Source organism: Rhodococcus ruber (genome assembly GCF_027270735.1).
Taxonomy (GTDB): domain Bacteria; phylum Actinomycetota; class Actinomycetes; order Mycobacteriales; family Mycobacteriaceae; genus Rhodococcoides; species Rhodococcoides rubrum_A.
Map to the genome: position 1 here is coordinate 104,231 of NZ_JAPWIJ010000012.1, position 18,182 is coordinate 122,412.

Here is an 18,182-nt window from a genome sequence, read left to right on the forward strand (position 1 = left end):
AGGTCTACACCCACGGTTGTCAACAGCAGACCAGCGACGTCGACATGACCGACACGCACAAATGCCGACTGGTAGCCGCTGCTATGGTGCGGTCATGGCACGGGATTCTCGAACGATCGTCGACTTGGCGACCCAACTGGGCCTGTCCAAGACCACGGTCGCCGACGCCCTCCGTGGCTCGGGACGTGTGTCGGAGTCGACCCGCGACCGAGTGCGTCGAGCAGCTGCCGATGCCGGTTACGTCTCCAACCGAGCTGCACGCCAATTACGCACGAAAACGTCGGAGACGATCGGGCTCTACATCGGACCGGACGTTCGAAACATGCCGTTCTACATGCCTTTTGCTTTCGGTGTCACCGACGCCGTGTCGAAACACGGTTACGACCTCACGCTCATTTCGCGGCCCACACCGAAACCGGGTGAATCCTGGGACCACCTCGGCGGAGCCATTGTGATCGATGCTCCCCAGAACGATCCGATCGTGTCCTCACTCGTCCGCGCCCACCTTCCAGTGGTGTCCGCGGGACGCGTCGACAGCGAGGCGGCCGCAAATTTCGCCGCAGTCGTCGAGATCGAGCATGCGCAGGTGTGTCATCGAGCTCTCGACGAACTCGCTCTGCATGGTGCCGCGGTACCAGCACTCCTGGTTCTCGAGGCCGAGGATTCACTGTCGTGGTCGCAGCAGATACGTGAGGGGTACCTCGAATGGTGCCGCGCCCACGGAGTCAGTTCGACCACGGTCAGCCTTCCGCCCTTCCCCTCGAACACTCGGGTGGAGGACGCGTTGCAGTCCGTACTGCGCCACCCCGACGTCGATGCGTTGTTGTTCGGCTGGCACGAGATCGCCGATCGCGCAACCGTCATGCTGGAGTCGATGGGTACCGCCAGCGGACGCGACATTCACCTTGCCACGCTCACCAGTTCCCCGGTCGACAGCGTGCACCGCCCATTCGAGACGGTGGTCGACCTCAGACCTCACCAGTTCGGACAACTTGCCTCCGAGACGCTTCTGGAGATCATCGACCGACCGGAGCTCGCGCCGCTGTACCGGGTCCACGAGGTGGAGATCCGATCGAGAACGCGATAGGTCGGCTTTGCCCGATGTTCTGCCTGCTCGCTCAGGGGCGTCGACCGGCGATCACGCCGTTGGTGAGGGTCCCGATCCCAGCGATGTCGATGTCGATCGTGTCTCCTGGGTGCAGCTGTGTCGTTCCCCCGGGAGAGCCGGTGAGGATGAGGTCGCCGGGGTGCAGTGTGGCGAAGGCACTGAGGTACTCCACCAGGAACGGTATGTCGTAGGTCATGTCGGCCGTCGATGCGTCCTGTCGCATTTCACCGTTGACGTTGCAGCTCAACCTGACTCCGGCGTCGATGTCCAGTTCGCTCTCGAGCCATGGGCCGACGGGGCAGAAAGTGTCGAAGCCCTTTCCCCTGGTGAGCTGTGGGTCGCTTCGCTGCAGATCACGTGCACTCACGTCATTGGCACACGTATAGCCGAAGATGTAGCCGGTCGCATCGGCAGCCGAGACGAATCGTGCGGTCTTGCCGATGACGAACGCCAGTTCCGCTTCGTGCTCGACGTGAGTACTCATGTCTGTCGGGGGCAGCACGATATCGTCGCCCGGCCCGATGATCGCCGACGGGCCCTTCATGAAGACAGACGGCGACCCGTCGTGCTCGTAGCCCATTTCGGTTCGGTGGGCTGCGTAGTTTCTGCCGACGCAGAAGATCTTGGACGGCGTGACCGGGGCCGCGAGACGCACCTTCTCTGCCGATAGTTCGGTGCCGTCCGGCTTTCCACCGTCATAGGGGCTCCCGTCGAGCACCCGAAACTTGTTGTCCACGTGCATAGCCCACCGCACATCCCCGCCTGTCTCGATGCGGGCATACCTCATCTGCTCACTCCTTCGCCGTTCGCGTAACTCGGTGCCGAACCTGATCCGAGACTCGACTATGTGTCTACCCGGGTGCGAGTACGTACACGGTTTGCCGCCGTGTACAGCAGCACGATCGCGAGGACTCCGTAGAGCACCCAAGTGATGGGGCTGGCGACGAGAATGGATGCGTCGCCGCCACTCGACATCATTGCATTGCGCAAACTGGTCTCGGCCAATGGACCGAGGACGACTCCGATCATCACGGGCGCGAGCGGAAACCCGTAGCGCCGCATCAGGAACCCGACGAAGCCGATTCCGAACACGAGTAACAGGTCGGTCACTGCGGCTGATGTGGCGTAGACACCGAGCGCACAAAATACGGTGATCCCTGCGTAAAGGTATGGCCGCGGAATCAGTAGCAGCTTCGCCCAGATCGGCGCGAACGGCAGGTTCAGGATGAGCAGCATGACCAACCCGACGAAGAGGCTCGCGAGCAGCGCCCAGACCAGGTCGGCGTTGCGCTCGAACAACAGTGGCCCTGGCTGTAAACCGTACTGCTGAAACGCTGCGAGCATGATTGCGGCCGTGGCCGATGTCGGCAGACCCATCGCCAGCAGTGCGCCCATCGCGGTGCCAGAAGTAGCGTTGCCCGCTGCTTCTGGTGCCGCGACACCGCGAATGGCTCCCTTGCCGAATTGCGGCACCGTGCGTCTGCGATCGAGTCGCCTCTCGGCGCTGTAGGCCATGAATGTGGGCACCTCGGCTCCGCCGACGGGAATGACACCGAACGGCACACCGAAACCGGTGCCGCGCAACCACGCAGGCAACGCTTCCTTGAACTCACTGCGGGACAGGAACGGCCGACCGGTGACGGTTCCCGTCTCGGGTGTCTTCGTCCGGTGGATCCGCGACGCGACGTAGAAGACCTCGCCGAGCGCCAGCACGCCGACTGTGATGACGATGATGCTCACGCCGTCGAACAGTTCGGGTACTCCGAGAGTGAATCGCTGTGTACCGGAAATGCCGTCGATTCCGACGACCGCGAAGGCGAGTCCGACGATCAGCGCAGCGAGGCCTTTGGTCACCGATTCGGAGACGACCGATGCCACCGCCATGAAAGCGAAGATGGCCAGCGCGAAATACTCCGCCGGTCCGAAGTTGACCGCAAGATCCGCCAGCGAGGGTGCGAAGAAGACCACCAGCGTCGTGGCAATCAGACCTCCGATGAACGCACCGATTGCCGAGGTGGCCAGTGCTTGTGGGGCACGACCGCGCTTGGCCATACGGTGGCCCTCGAATGTCGTTGCAATGGCTGTCGATCCGCCCGGGGTGTTCATCAGGATGCCCATGGTCGAGTCTCCGAAGAGCCCGCCGAAATACACCCCGGCGAACATGATGAAGGCACCGGTGGGGTCGAGGGTGAAGGTGACCGGGAGAAGCAGCGCGACGGCCATCGCCGATCCGAGTCCGGGGAGTACGCCCACGGCGGTACCGAGAAAGGCACCGATGAACACCCAGAGCAGGTTCATCGGGGTCAGAGCCTGGGCAAACCCGCCCATCAAGAGTTCGAGGCTCTCCATCAGACGATTCCTTCCAGAATTCCGGCCGGGAGGTTCAGGTCGAGGCCTGCCGAGAAGAACGCTTGGACGGCACACGAGAACACCAGCGCAATACCGAGATCCATGACCGGTCGCGGGCTACCCATCGCTCGCGCGACGAACCAGAACAGCATCGCGGCGGAGAGGATCCATCCAACCGGCACCAGCAGTGCAGTGAAGGCCAAGAACGCACCGAGAGTCATTCCCAGCGACTTCCAGTCGGTCTGCGTCTTGTACCGAGTGTTGCCGGGATGCAACAACTCCGGGTCCGGAGCCATCGGTGTGCGGAGCATCTGGACGGTCAGCACGATGGCGAGTAGATAGGCGCACGCCGCGATGATGACGGGGAAGAACGCCGGCCCAGGCGTCGCGGCGCTTCCTGGAACGTCCATGGTGAGAATGCCGTGGGTCAGGTAGAGCGCCAACGCGAACACCAGTGCGGCGACAACGAGTCCGCTGCGACCGGTGCCGATCGACACTTTCTCCCTTGGATCGGCTGTACGACTGGCAGTTTCCGTTTCGGTACGGTCAGTGGTCATGTTGTTCGGCCTTCACTGCTACGACGGGTACGTCGGCACCCATGAGGATGCGCTGGGCATTGGAACCGAGAAGGAGCTTTCCGACGGCGGAGCGACGGCGAATTCCGAGGACGATCAGCTGCGCACCGAGTTCTTCCGAGGTGTCGAGCAATTCGTCCGCGGCATCGGGATCTTCGCGGTGGCGGCCGATCCATCGAACGGCATGACCTTCGTACTCGGTGTCGACAGCAGGCGGATCGATACTGCGGTCTTCGGCGGTGGTGAAGTTGTCGAGGTCGAACGCAACGAGATCCACGTTGTCCGACTGCGCTAGACGGTGTCCGTGCCGCAGCGCGGCACGACCTTCGGGGGTGTTGGAGTAGGCGACGAGAACACTCATGGCAAATCCTTTCGGCGGGGAAGTATCAGGTGTCAGTAGCCGAGGTCGGCCCAGATGCCGTCGACGAATTCGGTTTCGGTTCGGAGGCCTTCGGCGAACTCGTCACCGACTGCAAAGGTGTCGGTCCATCTGTTGCGTTCGAGTGCATCTCGCCATTCCGGTGTATCGACGAGTTCGGTGACGATGGCTTCGAGCTCGGCCCGCTGCTCGTCAGTGATTCCAGGAGGTGCGACGATTCCGCGCCAGTTGGTCAGCGACACGTCGTACCCGAGCTCCACCAGAGTCGGCAGGTCTATGGCGGGCACCGGCTCGGGGGCCGAGATGGCAAGGGCGCGAAGGTTTCCGGCGTCGATTTGATCGACGAAGTCCTCGTACCCGCTGACCGACGCCTTGATGGTGCCCGACATCAGGGAAGTGGCGAGTTCACCTCCGCCCGAGTAGGCGATGTAGTTGACCCCCGCGGGGTCGATGTCGTTCTGCTGGGCCATCCTGCTGATGATCATCTGATCGACGCTGCCCAACGATCCTCCGCCGAACGAGAAGCGCTGCGGGTCTTCTCGCCAAGCCTGCATCAGGTCGTCGAGGGTCAGGATCGGTGAATCCGCAGGTACGACGACGACGTCATAGTCGTCGGCGAGGCGGGCGATCGGGGTGACGTCACCGAGGTCGACGTCGGACCCATTGATGTTGATGGCACCGAGCATCGTGATGCCCATGACCATCATCGTGGCTGCGTCACCGGCCATTCCGGTGAATTGGCTGAGGCCGATAGTGCCGCCCGCACCCGGAATGTTGACCACCTGGGTGTTGTTGACGATTCCCTGCGCACGCAGAGCTTGCTGAGCTTCACGCGCGGCACCGTCCCACCCTCCCCCTGCGGCAGCCGGTGCGATGAGAGTCAACTGGGAACGAGCATCTGCGCCGCCCCCACTCGACGAGGCATCGACGACGCCGATTCCCACGATCGCCACCGATGCCACCAGACCCACTGCGACGAGCGCGCGACGCCCGGCCTTCGAGAGGCGGGGTGAGCGTATCGGCACCACGGTCGACGGCGACTCCGCGTCCGTGGGTGTCGTGGGGTCGACAGAATTCTCGGGGGAGTTCAACGAGCACACCTCAATTGCGTCTGCGACACGAACATCAGGCGACGTTCGTCGTTGCAGGTTATAACCTATAGCGCGTGATGTCCAACACAACTACCGGATCCCCATTCGCGTAGTACGGAGCGCTAGACCTGAGCGGAATCCCCGAGGGCCACGATGGCCCGCCGGCCGAGGCTACGGCGGATGTGCTCGGTCATGACTTCGGCTGCCGCGTCGGCATTTCCGGTCGCGACGGCCTCGTAGATCGCCGTATGCTCCGCCTCGACCCTGGCACGATCACGCTCCGTATCGCCGCCGTGCCGCAGCCCCACCAGCCGATAGCGGTCGGCCTTGTCCCACAACCGTTCGAGAATGTCGATGAGCACCGGGTTCGCCGATGCTCGGTACACAGCGCGGTGAAACTCGCGATGTCGCAGCAGTGCATCGAGGTCCGCTGCATCGGTGATGGGCTCGAGGCGACTGAGCGCGAACTCCATTCGAGCGATGTCGGACTTGGTTCGATGCTGGGCGGCCAGGGATGTCGCAAGTGGGTCGAGGCTTTCCCGCACCTGATAGAGGTGGCGGGCTTCGTCGGCGGATACGGCCGTCACCCGGGCGTCGCGGTGGGCTTCGAGATCGATCATCCCCTCGGCCGCGAGTCTCCGAATTGCCTCTCGGAGCGGCGTAGTACTGACTCCCAGCTCGGCTGCGAGTTTGGCCTGGCCGATGACCGACCCGGCTTCGAGGGTTCCGGTGAGAATGCGCGTCCTCAACTGCCCGTATGCGTAGTCGTTCTTGGTGAACGTAGCTTCGGGCATGCTCATCCGGTGGCCTCCTCTACGCGGCGAAACGAGCTGTAACGCGCGTGAAGCTTATCATCGGAGCTGCAAGCACGAGGTTATAACCTATAGTGATTGCATGAACTTGTTCGCTACCGTCACTGTGACCGACATCGACGAACGGACTCTGTCGGTCGTCGATGTCGAGAGCACGGTCGGATCCGAGGTTTACCGGAGATGGCCGGTCGTTCTCCGATTGCTCGCGGAGAACGTCGTCAGAACCTCGACCCCGGCCACTGCTCTTCAGGCGCTCGACGACTTGCGATCGTGGCTGGGCGCTCGATCAAGTTCCGCAGAGATCCCGTTCCTACCCGGGCGGTTGATGATGCACGACACGACGAGTACACCTGCCCTGGTGGACATCGCCGCAATGCGAGACGTCGTCGCAGCTCGCGGCGGCGATCCATCGTCACTCAGTCCTGTTCTGCCTGTGGAGGTCTCGGTCGACCACTCGCTCGCAGTGGAATCGTTCGCCGATCCAGCCGCCGCCGCGATCAATCTCGAACACGACATGCGCAGGAACGGCGAGCGGTACCGCTTCCTGGCGTGGGCATCGGGTGCGATGGCATCGGTGCACATCAATCGCCCCGGTACCGGCATCATGCACACAATCAATCTCGAACAGTTGGCCACGGTGGTCACCGTCGAACGCCGCGACGGTACCGACTGGGCCGTCCCGGACATGATGCTCGGAACAGACAGCCATACACCGATGATCAACGGCCTCGGCGTCCTGGCCTGGGGGATCGGCGGACTCGAAGCACAGTCGGTCATGTTCGGAATGCCGACCACGTTGCAAATCCCCGACGTCGTGGGAGTGCGGTTCACCGGATCGCTCACTCCGGGTGTCATGGCAACCGATCTCGCACTGACGGTCACCCATTGTTTGCGAAAGATCGGAGTAACAGGGGAATTCGTCGAGTTCTTCGGTCCGGGGGTGTCCACCCTCACTGTCGGAGACCGAGCTGTCGTGGCGAACATGGCCCCGGAGTACGGAGCCACCACGGGCTACTTCCCCGTCGACCACCATGCGCTCGAATACCTGTCCAACACCGGACGGACCGAATACCAGTGCCACCTCGTCGAGACGGTGATGAAGCGAGCCGGGTTGTGGTTCGACCCCGACGCCGAACCCGACTACTCCAGGTCCATCACCATCGACCTCTCCGCCATCGAAACGTCCGTTGCCGGGCCACGTCGCCCCCAGGATCTGCTAGCACTGTCCGACGCGGGAGATGCGATAGTCCACGCCGGCACACCGCCCGTGGACAACGACAGCGAACTCCCCGACTTTCCGGTGGCCATCGCGTCGATCACCAGTTGCACCAACACCTCCGACCCACGTCTGCTGATCGCCGCAGGTCTGCTGGCCAGGAACGCCAGGGCGTTGGGCCTGAGAACACCGGCCTGGGTGAAGACTTCGCTGGCTCCCGGGTCCCCCTCGGCCGCAAGTCTGCTCCGGCGCGCGGGTCTGATAGACGACCTGTCCGCCGTTGGCTTCGATATCGTCGGGTACGGATGCGCCACGTGCATCGGAAACTCTGGAGGTCTGCTCGACGCCACCGCAAGAGCCGTCGAGACCGGCACTGGATCGCCGGTGGCAGTGCTGTCGGGCAACAGGAATTTCCCCGGGCGAGTACACCCCGATCTCGAATTGGGATTGTTGATGTCTCCGCCCCTGGTGATCGCCTACGCCCTGGCCGGAGACGCCTCGGTCGACCTGACCATGCAGCCGTTGGGTCGAGACGACAGCGGCAATCCGGTGCACCTGGAACAACTCTGGCCCGATGTGACCGAGATCGACCGCGTGCTCTACGAGGCCAGACGGTCTCAGGACGTTGTCGACGACTTCGCCGAAGCGTCCTCGAACGGTGTGTGGGACGCCATCGAAGCCCCGGTGGGCCCGCTGTTCCCATGGGACCCTGCTTCGACGGCCCTGCGGCCGTCTCCTTTCGCGGACGCAGAATTCGCCGAGGGCGTCCTCGGCAGGTACTCCGCGCACCCACTGTTGGTGCTCGGTGACGACATCACCACCGACCACATCTCCCCCGCCGGTGCCATCCCCAGAAACAGCTCGGCGGCGGACTATCTCGTCGAACGCGGAGTCCCCAGAAACGATCTCAATGTCTTCGCCTCCCGTCGAGGAAATTGGGAACTCATGCTGCGCGGCGCTTTCCAGAACCGCAACGTCCACAACGCGCTCGCACCCGATGGGCCCGTCGCGCACACTGTGCACGCCCCCAGCGGCGAGGTGATGCCGTTGATGGCTGCGGCGCAACGGTACGCCCACGACGGAGAGAATGTGGTGATCATTGCCGGCGAACGTTACGGAATGGGATCGTCACGAGACTGGGCCGCGAAAGCGGTACGGCTACTGGGCGTTCGGGCCGTACTCGCCCGTAGCTTCGAGCGCATCCACCGATCGAACCTCATCGGCGTCGGCGTCCTGCCCCTCATCGTTCGGCCCGCGGACGCCGACATTCTCGCGACATGCTCGTCGGGAGACCGCATTCACATAGACGCGTCACCGCACAGATCGAACGCTCGAACGGCCACGGTGATTCTGGTACGGGCAGACGACACCCGGCATGAATTCGAGGCCGACATCGCGGCCGAAACCGAACAAGACCGACAGCTGCTGGAGAACGGAGGAGTGATACCGACCATCCTCGACCGTATTCAGCGGGCCGACATCGCCCCGTTGAAGAGTGGACGGTAGCTGTGTGGCTACCGTATCGCCCAAGGTGCCGTCAGCACGCCGCTCGAGTCACAGCAGTTTGCAGCGGATGCCTCAGCGCACGTCCCTGGCAGCATTATTCTCGATTCGGACTTTCCGTGATGTGTGGGCGATCCAGAGCACTACAGTTGCGGCCGTTGCGTTTTGCAGTGAAGAGAGCAGCGTCGGCGGCGGCCAGTGTCCCGTCGAATATCTGCCGGGAAGTGCTGCGATCCATGTGCGGCAACGAACCGCCGATGCTGCCCGGGATTGCGATGTCGTCGTCGACGTCGTGTTTGCCGATGCCGACGAGCCCGAACAGCAATGTCTGAACGAGGACGCCTGTTCGCAGCAGCGGGTCGGGAGGCTCGTCGTACGTCCGAGCGCCCGACGAAATGTGGGTTGGCGCAGTTCTCGCCGTCGATTCCCGGTGTCTACCCACAGGAACCGTCTCGTGCCATCTCCGTTCGCCACCGCAGACTCGCTCGGATCGCGTCGCCCACGCTCGCCGCGAAATCGGCAACGGTGCTCTCCGAATCGATCTGTGCAAGTGCAGCTTCCGCCATCGGTCGGCGATTCGGGTCGATCGAACGCTCGGTATTGGGCGATCCGCCGTCGATACCCAACCGAAACGCACTGGGCGGGGCCATACGGATTGCGGGAATGCGTTCGGCGTTTCGTGGAACTGCCGAACAGTCGATGGTGAGCAGCATTCGATCGTGGCGCAGGAACGTCTGCTTGTCGGCAATGGCAACATACAAGCCATCGTTCGCCTGGGCGCGTGTGGCCAGTCGCGCGAGCACCCGACGAATGCGCTGCTGACATTGCGTCCGGTCCGATGAAATGACCAGCGCAGCATCTGGTACCGACGATCGCGCGCGGTGGGCCTGCTCCGTCAGGGTGGTCCACGCACAATCGTCGCCATCACCGAAATATGTTCGCAACAGCCACAGTTCAGAGTGGTTCTTTCCGTCGGTCATGGTGATCCAATCCGAGAACTGTGGGGTGCACCGAACCGTTCGGCCAGGCGGAGGGGACGGCCCGGAGTTACAGGGGCACGTTGTCGGCCAGAAAGGTCAGTTGGTCTCGTATCACCGAGGAGAACAGTGGCTCGACGTACGGATCGAAATGGCCACCGTCGTAGGTACGTACCGTGGCCTTGCGGACTTGTGCCGCGGCGCGTCGTGCGACGGCAGCCGGGGTGACGGCATCATCGGACGCGATCTGCACCAGCGTGGGGCAGTCGATCGCGGACATCGTCCGGCCCGGGGAATAGCGCCAGATCTTCAACAGAATCCGGGCCGCCACGGTCTCGGGGTAGTCGCCGTCGTTCAGGCCAGACTCGAGCACCAAGCGGTCGCGCCCCTTCACCGCGTCGGGTGAGACCATCACTGCGCGCGCACCCGGTAGCCCGACACTGTCGACGTAGCGTGGCGATCGCCCGAGCACAGCGCGGACGCTGTCGGTGATGGCGGCCGGTGCCAGCCGCAATGCCTGCCGGAACCCGGTCGCGCGAACGGCGGCAATGCCGTCGACGTGGGGCACCTGGGCGATGACCGCCGCAAACCGAATGCCGTTGCCCGCCAATGTGAGTACGTGGCCACCGGCGAACGACGTGCCCCATCCGACGATTCGGTTCTCGTCGACGCCGTCGAGCGAGCGAGCGAAGCCGACCGCGCTTCGCCAATCGGCAAGCTGCGAACTCACGTCCAACAGTTGGCGCGGTTCGCCGTCACTGTCCCCGAAGTACCGATAGTCGAAAACGCAGACCACATAACCGGCCTCGACGAAACGCTCGGCGTACGCGTACAGGCGCATCGCCCGAGGAGTGCCGAATCCGTGCGCCATCACAATTGCCGGCCGTGCCTTGGCGGTGGACCCAGCGGGACGAAATACCGTTGCCGCACAACGAACTCCGTCCGACATGAACGATGTTTCGGTGCGGGTGAAGCCGGTGTGGTTGTCGGTGCTCATGCGTATTCTCTCTGTTCCAGAGCAGGTCGGTGATCGGATCTCACAGCTTGAAAGGGTTGAGGGTTTTGCCGAGGTAGTACCCGATGCGGGTCGGAATCGGTTTGGCTGCAGCAGCAGTCACTTTGTTGACCATCCCGGGCACGCACACCGGCGTGCCGTTGTTCACGGCCCGACATCCCTCTCGAACGACGTCCTCGGGCGACTGCCACAGCAGAGAGGGCAGCTTCGATGATGCGGCATCCCTGGTTCCCATGACGTCGTGGAACTCGCTGTGGGTGAAGCCGGGGCAGAGTGCAGTCACGTGGACGCCGTGCGGGCGCAACTCCATGTCGAGTGCTTGCGACATGTCGAGCACATAGGACTTGATTCCGGTGTACAGCAGACTTGCACCGGGTGGAAGCAACGCCGCCAACGACGACAGATTCACGATTCGGCCGTATCCGCGCTCTTTCATGCCGGGCACCGTGAGATGAGCGAGTTCGGTGACGGCAGTGATCATCACCTGTATCTCCGCGGCGAGTGCGTCGAACGGCGCATCTGCGAACGTGGAGTTCCCCGACATGCCCGCATTGTTGACGAGGATGTCGACGTCGACGCCGAGGGATTTCGTTTTGTCGAGGATGGCCCGGGGCGCAGAGCGGTCGGCGAGGTCCGCGGGCACGACGTCGCATCGCACATCGTGCCGGGACGACAATTCGTCTGCCAGAGCGATGAGTCGGTCCTCGCGTCGCGCGACGAGAACGAGGTTGTGCCCCTCGGCCGCGAGGTGTCGTGCAAAAGCCGCACCTATGCCCGCTGATGCTCCTGTGATCAGCGCGGTTCTTCCGGTCTTCGACATCGACGGGCCTCCACTCTTGAACGGTATTCAAGGACGGTAACAGGCTCTTGAAGACCAATCAAGATATGGTTGGTCGTATGCCCAAGAACCGCGGACTTCACGACCGCGAGAGCAAGCGAGAGGACATCGTGGTCGCCGCCCGCGAGATGTTCGTGTCCGACGGCTTCGATCGCACCTCGATCAGCCGCCTGGCGAAAGCAGCAGGCGTCACACCGAATACGCTGTACTGGTATTTCGGCGACAAGGACGACATCCTGGTCGCTGTTCTGACGGCCATCGCCGCCGAGGACGCCACGGACTATCTCGACGTCGTCGACCTACCACTGGCCGACCGGCTGTTCTGGCTGGTGGAGCGGCTACGCAAAGTCGGTCCGTTGGTCTCCACCGTGCACGATCGGGTGAGCGAGTCCGAGGCCATCGATCAATGGCACAACGGGTTTCATGCCTTCGCGGAATCGCTGTTCACCGCCGATATCGAGGCTGCCGGCCTATCCGGTGAGGCGGCCGACGCCATGCTCCGCATCGGTACGTTCGTCGTCGAGGGATTGCTGACTCACGCGGCGTCACCTGCAGACTCCCGAGCGGTCATCGACCGACTCGTCGACACCATCGCACCCGCACCAGGAAGTGATTCACCATGAGTATCGAACCCGATGCCGCGTCGACCGGTCGTCCGCGAGCCGCGGCCGACCGCACCGGCACGGAATCGAACATCACGATTCCCAGCATGGACCCGTTCTATCGGGCCCCCGCCGGTTTCGAGCGCGCGGAGCCGGGGACGGTGTTGCGGTCCCGCAAGGTGACCCTCGCGTTGTTCGGCGTCATCCGGCAGAAGGTGTCGGCGTGGCAACTTCTGTACCGGACCACGAGCCTCGACGGGGCAGCGCGCGTCGCGGTCACGACGGTGATTCTTCCGGTCGGGGGCCGACAGCGATCGCAGCGCGCTCTGCTGTCCTACCAGTGCGCGATCGACGCCGTGTCGGATCGGTGTTTCCCGTCTTACGTCCTGCGGGCGGGTGCTCGCGCTGTCGGCTCCGTACCGCAGTTCGAGTTCATGATCATCCTGTATGCCCTGCGGCGCGGATGGGTTCTGTCCCTTCCCGATCACGAAGGTATGAACGGGCAATGGGGAGCACCCGTCGAGCCCGGCTACTGCACACTCGACGGAGTCCGCGCGGCACTGTCTTTCGAGCCGCTCGACCTCGCCGCCACCACCCCTGTCGCGCTGTGGGGGTACTCGGGCGGCGGGTTGGCGACGTCGTGGGCCGCGGAGGCTGCGGCCGAGTACGCCCCTGAACTCGACATCGTCGGCGCAGCACTCGGATCGCCCGTCGGCGATCCCGGGTCCGCATTTGCCCGCCTCAACGGCACAATGTTCGCGGCGCTACCCGCGATGGTGGTGGAGGGCCTACGTCGCACCTACCCCGTACTCGACCGCCTCGTTCGCGAACACGTCGCTGCTGCGGGGCTGGAGACACTCTCGTCCCTGCACCGCAAGACGACAGTGCACGCGGTCGCGTCCATGGTGATGCACGATCTGGAGCGGCACCTCGATATGCCGATGGCAGACCTCCTGGCGACACCCGAGATGGTGCAGATTTTTCAGGATATTCAGCCCGGCAAGTCGGCACCCCAGTTTCCGCTTCTCGTGGTGCAGGCAGTGCACGATCCGATGATCGACGTCGACGACGTGGACGGGCAAGTACGCCGGTATCGCGCTGCTGGAGCGAACGTCACCTATATCCGTGATCGCCTCAGTGAACACCTGTCGCTGCATCCGATCGCAGCCCCCGTCACCCTGGATTGGCTCTCGGATCGCTTCGCGGGCAGGCCGACCGACGAATCGTCGACGAACACCGTGTGGTCACTGGCGGGATCATTGCCGGGGTTACGCGGGTTGCTCGGACTCGCCATGTCTACCGGACGCGCATTCGCCGGCCGAATCGGTTGATACACAAAGACATCGGGCCACAAAAGACGCCTTCCGTACGCCCCTGTCGGATCGGCGGAACAAAGGGAAGAACTCCTTGCGCCTCGGGGTAGGTCTGCAATCTCATCATCGACACAGGATGGGTGCGGAACACAGTGCCCACAACAAACGATCACCCGCATTCCTGACTGGAATGCGGGTGATCGTCGGGAACTACGCGGAATCAGGCCGCCGAAGATCCGAAGAAGTCCATCAAGTCGAAGCAGGCGGACCCGGAGCAGCCGGGATCAACCGGCGTGATGCCGTCGTCGTAGGTGACGGTGGCGACGTAGGAGCCGGCGTTGTCGCCGAAGCTCTCGCTACCGTCGTTGAATGCGAACGACAGAGGACCTGCTCCGGTGAGGACGACCGGTCCGGCTCCGACCAGTATCGGGGCACCGTCGCCGACCTTGGCATAGAGGGCCGCATACTGACCGGCGGGATCCTGACAGTCGACGGTGCATGTGTCGACCGAACCGTTGGGGCCGTAGTAAGCAGGCTCCCCGGCGGTGGACGACGTGGCGGACCCCTCGGCCGTCACGGTCACCGGTGTGCCTTCCACCAGCACGAAGTCGGTGGGCTGGAAGCCCCCTATTGACGCGGACACCGTGTAATCACGTTCCTGTGTCGCGGCAGAGGCTGTACCGGGGAGCACGAGCGCTGCACCAGCGGCAACGGCGAAGGTGGCGAGTGCGATGGAGGCCTTGCGGTACTGAACGGCGGACATGGACAGCCTTTCGTTGCGGATCGGAGGGATACCTGACGTTAGTTCGGCAGTGCAATTGTTTTGCAACCCAATGTTCGGGGACTGTGCTTACATTCCACTTGTGACAGCGCACAGTGCCTGTATCGAACTGCTCGGTACACCGACAGTCCGCGGCACCAGCGTTGTCGACCCGCGAACCATCGGCGGGCCGCGCTGCGTCGAAGCCCTCGCCTACTTGACGGTCCATCGGCACCGCGATGTCACGGCAGACGAGCTCGCCTCGATCATCTGGCCTCGAGGTCGCCCGAAGTCCTGGAATGCGGCAGCCCGAAGTGTCCTGACGAAGGTGCGCGAGGCGCTGAACACTGCGGGCATTCCCGGTGACAGCCTGCGCTCACGCGGTGGCCTGCTGCAGCTTGCACTGCCCGATTGGGTGCAGGTGGATCTCGAAGTGATTCGCGAGTTCTGCCGACGCTCCGGCGGCGGTCTGCCTGCTCGTGTCAGGGCAGATCGAGCGCACGACGCCCACCGCGCGCTGTCCGACCCCCTCCTGCGGGGAGTCGTCGGAGCGTGGGCGGACGAACTTCAGGCCGAGCGCGTATCGCTTCTCGTGACGGCTCTCGACATCGACGCGCAAGCATCGGCCGAAGACGGCTCATTCGAACGATCCATCTCCTGTGCCGAGGCGGTCATCTCCATCGACCCCTTGGTCGAACGCGCATACCGGCACGCCATGCGCGGCCACATCGCACTGGGCGACCGCGCGCAGGCACTGGAGGTGGCGGCACGATGCCGTCGAGCACTCACCGAGCACCTCGGTGTCGATCCTTCGGCCGAGACCGCACAACTCTTCGCCGACGCGCTGCAGGACGACCGGGCGCAACACGAAACCTTCTCGGCCGCCGCTCCGCTGATTGTGGGCCGGGACACCGAACTCGATGCGATCGCGCGGACGTTGAACTCGACCGCACCCGGAAGCAGCCATTGCGTCGTCGTCACCGGTGACGCCGGGAGTGGAAAGACGACGCTGGTCCGTGAAGCGATGCGACGGGCACGCGCCAGCGGCGTCACGGTGATCTTCGGTCGATGCAGCGAGGATGCCGTTGTGCCGTTCGAGCCATTCGTCGACGCGATCGAAGGGCAACTCGACGACGTCGACTCCGCGCAGCTGCGGGAGTGGGTCGACGCCCACGGCACCGACGTTCTCAGGCTGCTGCCGGGAAGCGCTCAGCGATTCGCTCACATCGATGTCGAGTTCGACGCGTCGAACAACGATCGTGTATCGACCATGAACGCCGTTCGTCGCTGGCTCACCGGTACTGTCACGAAGACGCCGACGATGTTGGTCGTCGACGACCTGCAGTGGGCGTCACCGGCGTCCCAGTCCCTGCTGCGCTACCTCTTCCAGGTGTGTACGACGGCCGCGATCTGTTTTGTCGCCGTAGCCCGCACCGAATCGCTCGAGGATGTGGAACTGAGCGCCACACTGGACACGGCCACACGACTGGGACGGACCCTCCGACTGGAATTGCGCGAGTTCGAGTTGGGACACCTTCGCGAACTCGTCACCGCGCACGAGTCGAACCTCGATCCGGTGCAGTTGTTGAGCACGACGCGCGGACATCCCCTGTTCGTGACGTCCATTCTGGCTGCCGGCCGCGGCGAAGACCCAGCCGAGCGCTCCGAATATCCCTCCTCCATCGTGAGTTTCGTCCGTCGAGCCGAGCATCGTCTGGGCGCGGACGCCCGGCTGTTACTGCATGCGTGCGCAGTGACAGGAATGTCCGTACCGCACATCGTGCTGCGCGGCGCGACCGGCGAGCTCACCAACGATCGCTTCGACGACGCGCTCGACGAACTCGTCCGCGTCAGGTTGATCGCGCCTGCCGACGACGGAGATCTCTTCGAATTGCGACACCCCATCGTCCGCGACGTCGTGTACTCGGTCATCGGTCCGGGCGCTCGCGCTGCCCTCCATTCCAAGGTCGGGCGTGCGTTGGAACGCACGAGTCGAGACAGGCAAGACGCTGCGCGGCTCGCGTTTCATTTCGGCCGGGGCCGCATCGACGACCGCGGTAGTGCGGGCTCGTACGCACACCGAGCTGCCGAGAACGCCTACGCGCTCGGTGCCTACGAAGATGCCGTCCAGCACTACCGTCGAGCACTCGATTGGACGCCCGTCGACGAGGCTGCCACCCGGTGTTCCATGTCGATCGGGCTCGGGCTGTCCCTGCGGGCCATGCGGGACCCGAGCGCCCGCGATACCGCAATGGCCGCACTCACCATGGCGCGGCAACTCGGCGATCGAACGTTGCAGAACGACGCGATCGCAGCGAGCGAGCGACGTGGAATGGAATTCGTGCAGCGGTACGCATCCGACGCCGAGCGAGTCGCGGTCATCGATTCCATGTGCGCCGAGTTGGAGGCCGAGGGTCGGACGGTGTCACGCGAGTACGCCGTCCTCGCCTCCCAGCGCGTCATCGAGCAGGCCTGGGGTACCGACTACCGCGAGCGAGCTCGCACGATCGTTCACGCTGCCGGCATCGCCCGAAGCTTGGGCGACACAAGGCTGTTGGCGTCGGTGAACGTCGCCGCGCTCATCGGATTGCGCGTTCCCCACAGCGCCGATGTGGTCGCCGCCGCACTTGTCGACCTCGATGAACTCGTCGACGCCGACCCGTCCGTCATGAACGACGCGACGGTGGCGGTGTGGCTCTCGCGGGCGCGACTCGAAGCCGGGGATCTCGGCGGTGCCATGGCATGTCTGGACGCCATCACCGACGCTCACGTCGACGGTGACCCCGAACTGCGATGGCTCATCGACTACGGACGACTGGGCGTGGCACTCGCGGCGGGCGATCTCATCGCCTGCGAGGCAGCGTTGGATGGAATACGAGCGGTACCTCCGTCGCCTACCGACACAGGCTATTACGGCCGGTTGCTGCCGGCGCTGACCGCACTGCGGACACTGCGCGGCGATATGGGCGAGGTCGCAAGTCAGGCCGAAGCAATGCGTGCGCGCACACACGACAACCCCGTACTGCGGCCCGCGCTCGCTGTCGCCCTGATCGACGTGGGCCGCACTGCCGAGGCGACCGAACTCATCGAGTGGTACACACCGCAGCGCCTGGACGCTATCCCCGTCGACCCGATGTGGTTGTCCACCATGACCTTGATCGCCCGGGCCGCATCCGAGCTGGTGCTGACGTGGCTGTGCGAGTACGTCTATCGACTTCTGCTCGACCACCAGAACTGTGTAGTGCTCACCTGGGCCAGCCTCTACGGCGTCGTGCACCACCATCTCGCCTCGCTGGCGTGGGCACTCGGAGACGACGCCACCGCGCACCGTCACATCGGCGCGGCCCGGACGATTCATGCACAGCGGGGATTCGCCGCGTGGTCGGTCGAGACCGACGCACTCGCACTCCGAATCCAGGCCGCGACCGGATCCGTCGACGTCGCAGAGGTCGCCGCGGTCCGCGACCGCGCCGAGCGAATCGGCGCGACTGCGGTGCTGCGACGGTTGCGCGCTACGCAGCTCTCGCACAGTTCGTTGGGCGTGGCCACCGATGCGCCGTCAGATCGTGGAAGCCGGTAGGCGTCGACTACCGGCTTCCGTCCGCGTGGAGGTATCGGCGTCCGAAAGCAGCCGACAGGTCCCG

Annotated in this window: 16 protein-coding genes; 5 read left to right on the top strand and 11 right to left on the bottom strand. The window is 64.0% G+C overall.

The features are described 5' to 3' along the window. Positions 1-94: 94 nt before the first annotated feature. Positions 95-1,087: a LacI family DNA-binding transcriptional regulator gene (locus O4220_RS23875; RefSeq protein WP_269608026.1), complete on the top strand. Its 993-nt coding sequence runs from the start codon at positions 95-97 to the stop codon at positions 1,085-1,087. A 31-nt stretch (positions 1,088-1,118) separates the two neighbouring features. Here the strand turns inward: O4220_RS23875 and O4220_RS23880 are convergent, their stop codons facing one another. The 6 genes from O4220_RS23880 to O4220_RS23905 all read right to left on the bottom strand — a co-directional run bounded on the left by O4220_RS23880 (position 1,119) and on the right by O4220_RS23905 (position 6,302). Beyond that, positions 1,119-1,895: a fumarylacetoacetate hydrolase family protein gene (locus tag O4220_RS23880; protein WP_269608027.1), complete on the bottom strand. Its 777-nt coding sequence runs from the start codon at positions 1,893-1,895 to the stop codon at positions 1,119-1,121. A gap of 56 nt (positions 1,896-1,951) precedes the next feature. Further along, complete coding sequence (locus tag O4220_RS23885; protein WP_269608028.1) at positions 1,952-3,457, bottom strand: tripartite tricarboxylate transporter permease; 1,506 nt, start codon at positions 3,455-3,457, stop codon at positions 1,952-1,954. Further along, positions 3,457-4,014, bottom strand: coding sequence for a tripartite tricarboxylate transporter TctB family protein (locus tag O4220_RS23890; protein WP_269608029.1), 558 nt, complete (start codon positions 4,012-4,014; stop codon positions 3,457-3,459). The genes O4220_RS23885 and O4220_RS23890 overlap by 1 nt, the downstream gene beginning before the upstream one ends. After that, positions 4,004-4,393, bottom strand: a complete 390-nt coding sequence (locus O4220_RS23895) for a universal stress protein (RefSeq protein WP_269608031.1) — start codon at positions 4,391-4,393, stop codon at positions 4,004-4,006. The genes O4220_RS23890 and O4220_RS23895 overlap by 11 nt, the downstream gene beginning before the upstream one ends. 32 nt (positions 4,394-4,425) lie before the next feature. After that, positions 4,426-5,502, bottom strand: a complete 1,077-nt coding sequence (locus O4220_RS23900; RefSeq protein ID WP_420030454.1) for a Bug family tripartite tricarboxylate transporter substrate binding protein — start codon at positions 5,500-5,502, stop codon at positions 4,426-4,428. A gap of 122 nt (positions 5,503-5,624) precedes the next feature. Then, complete coding sequence (locus tag O4220_RS23905; protein ID WP_269608032.1) at positions 5,625-6,302, bottom strand: GntR family transcriptional regulator; 678 nt, start codon at positions 6,300-6,302, stop codon at positions 5,625-5,627. Between the two features lie 94 nt (positions 6,303-6,396). On the opposite strand from O4220_RS23905, the gene acnA reads away from it, so the two are divergent. Continuing rightward, on the top strand, positions 6,397-9,036 hold the full coding sequence (acnA, locus tag O4220_RS23910; protein WP_269608033.1) for an aconitate hydratase AcnA: 2,640 nt from the start codon (positions 6,397-6,399) through the stop codon (positions 9,034-9,036). Between the two features lie 94 nt (positions 9,037-9,130). Here acnA and O4220_RS23915 read toward each other — a convergent pair whose 3' ends face one another. From O4220_RS23915 to O4220_RS23930, 4 genes are all read right to left on the bottom strand, one after another. Further along, on the bottom strand, positions 9,131-9,475 hold the full coding sequence (locus O4220_RS23915; RefSeq protein WP_269608034.1) for a hypothetical protein: 345 nt from the start codon (positions 9,473-9,475) through the stop codon (positions 9,131-9,133). After that, a complete protein-coding gene (locus tag O4220_RS23920; protein ID WP_269608035.1) occupies positions 9,468-10,013 on the bottom strand; it encodes a DUF6924 domain-containing protein in 546 nt (181 codons plus the stop codon). Before O4220_RS23920 ends, O4220_RS23915 begins: the two co-directional genes overlap by 8 nt. 67 nt (positions 10,014-10,080) lie before the next feature. Further along, a complete protein-coding gene (locus O4220_RS23925) occupies positions 10,081-11,007 on the bottom strand; it encodes an alpha/beta hydrolase (RefSeq protein WP_269608036.1) in 927 nt (308 codons plus the stop codon). A 40-nt stretch (positions 11,008-11,047) separates the two neighbouring features. Then, a complete protein-coding gene (locus tag O4220_RS23930) occupies positions 11,048-11,845 on the bottom strand; it encodes an SDR family NAD(P)-dependent oxidoreductase (RefSeq protein WP_269608038.1) in 798 nt (265 codons plus the stop codon). A gap of 77 nt (positions 11,846-11,922) precedes the next feature. Between O4220_RS23930 and O4220_RS23935 the strand changes: the two genes are divergently transcribed. Further along, positions 11,923-12,486, top strand: coding sequence for a TetR/AcrR family transcriptional regulator (locus tag O4220_RS23935; protein ID WP_269608039.1), 564 nt, complete (start codon positions 11,923-11,925; stop codon positions 12,484-12,486). After that, on the top strand, positions 12,483-13,796 hold the full coding sequence (locus O4220_RS23940; RefSeq protein WP_269608040.1) for a lipase family protein: 1,314 nt from the start codon (positions 12,483-12,485) through the stop codon (positions 13,794-13,796). Before O4220_RS23935 ends, O4220_RS23940 begins: the two co-directional genes overlap by 4 nt. A gap of 202 nt (positions 13,797-13,998) precedes the next feature. On the opposite strand, the gene O4220_RS23945 is transcribed toward O4220_RS23940, so the two are convergent. Then, the gene (locus O4220_RS23945) at positions 13,999-14,541 is read right to left on the bottom strand and encodes a hypothetical protein (protein WP_269608041.1); all 543 of its coding nucleotides are present in this window, start codon (positions 14,539-14,541) and stop codon (positions 13,999-14,001) included. A 100-nt stretch (positions 14,542-14,641) separates the two neighbouring features. Between O4220_RS23945 and O4220_RS23950 the strand changes: the two genes are divergently transcribed. Then, complete coding sequence (locus O4220_RS23950; RefSeq protein ID WP_269608042.1) at positions 14,642-18,118, top strand: ATP-binding protein; 3,477 nt, start codon at positions 14,642-14,644, stop codon at positions 18,116-18,118. Positions 18,119-18,182: the final 64 nt, after the last annotated feature.

What these genes read in the sequence shown, in the direction of transcription:
- O4220_RS23875 (WP_269608026.1), top strand. Translation starts at nt 95, where the DNA reads ATGGCACGGGATTCTCGAACGATCGTCGACTTGGCGACCCAACTGGGC.
- O4220_RS23880 (WP_269608027.1), bottom strand. Translation starts at nt 1,895, where the DNA reads ATGAGGTATGCCCGCATCGAGACAGGCGGGGATGTGCGGTGGGCTATG.
- O4220_RS23885 (WP_269608028.1), bottom strand. Translation starts at nt 3,457, where the DNA reads ATGGAGAGCCTCGAACTCTTGATGGGCGGGTTTGCCCAGGCTCTGACC.
- O4220_RS23890 (WP_269608029.1), bottom strand. Translation starts at nt 4,014, where the DNA reads ATGACCACTGACCGTACCGAAACGGAAACTGCCAGTCGTACAGCCGAT.
- O4220_RS23895 (WP_269608031.1), bottom strand. Translation starts at nt 4,393, where the DNA reads ATGAGTGTTCTCGTCGCCTACTCCAACACCCCCGAAGGTCGTGCCGCG.
- O4220_RS23905 (WP_269608032.1), bottom strand. Translation starts at nt 6,302, where the DNA reads ATGAGCATGCCCGAAGCTACGTTCACCAAGAACGACTACGCATACGGG.
- acnA (WP_269608033.1), top strand. Translation starts at nt 6,397, where the DNA reads ATGAACTTGTTCGCTACCGTCACTGTGACCGACATCGACGAACGGACT.
- O4220_RS23920 (WP_269608035.1), bottom strand. Translation starts at nt 10,013, where the DNA reads ATGACCGACGGAAAGAACCACTCTGAACTGTGGCTGTTGCGAACATAT.
- O4220_RS23925 (WP_269608036.1), bottom strand. Translation starts at nt 11,007, where the DNA reads ATGAGCACCGACAACCACACCGGCTTCACCCGCACCGAAACATCGTTC.
- O4220_RS23930 (WP_269608038.1), bottom strand. Translation starts at nt 11,845, where the DNA reads ATGTCGAAGACCGGAAGAACCGCGCTGATCACAGGAGCATCAGCGGGC.
- O4220_RS23935 (WP_269608039.1), top strand. Translation starts at nt 11,923, where the DNA reads ATGCCCAAGAACCGCGGACTTCACGACCGCGAGAGCAAGCGAGAGGAC.
- O4220_RS23940 (WP_269608040.1), top strand. Translation starts at nt 12,483, where the DNA reads ATGAGTATCGAACCCGATGCCGCGTCGACCGGTCGTCCGCGAGCCGCG.
- O4220_RS23945 (WP_269608041.1), bottom strand. Translation starts at nt 14,541, where the DNA reads ATGTCCGCCGTTCAGTACCGCAAGGCCTCCATCGCACTCGCCACCTTC.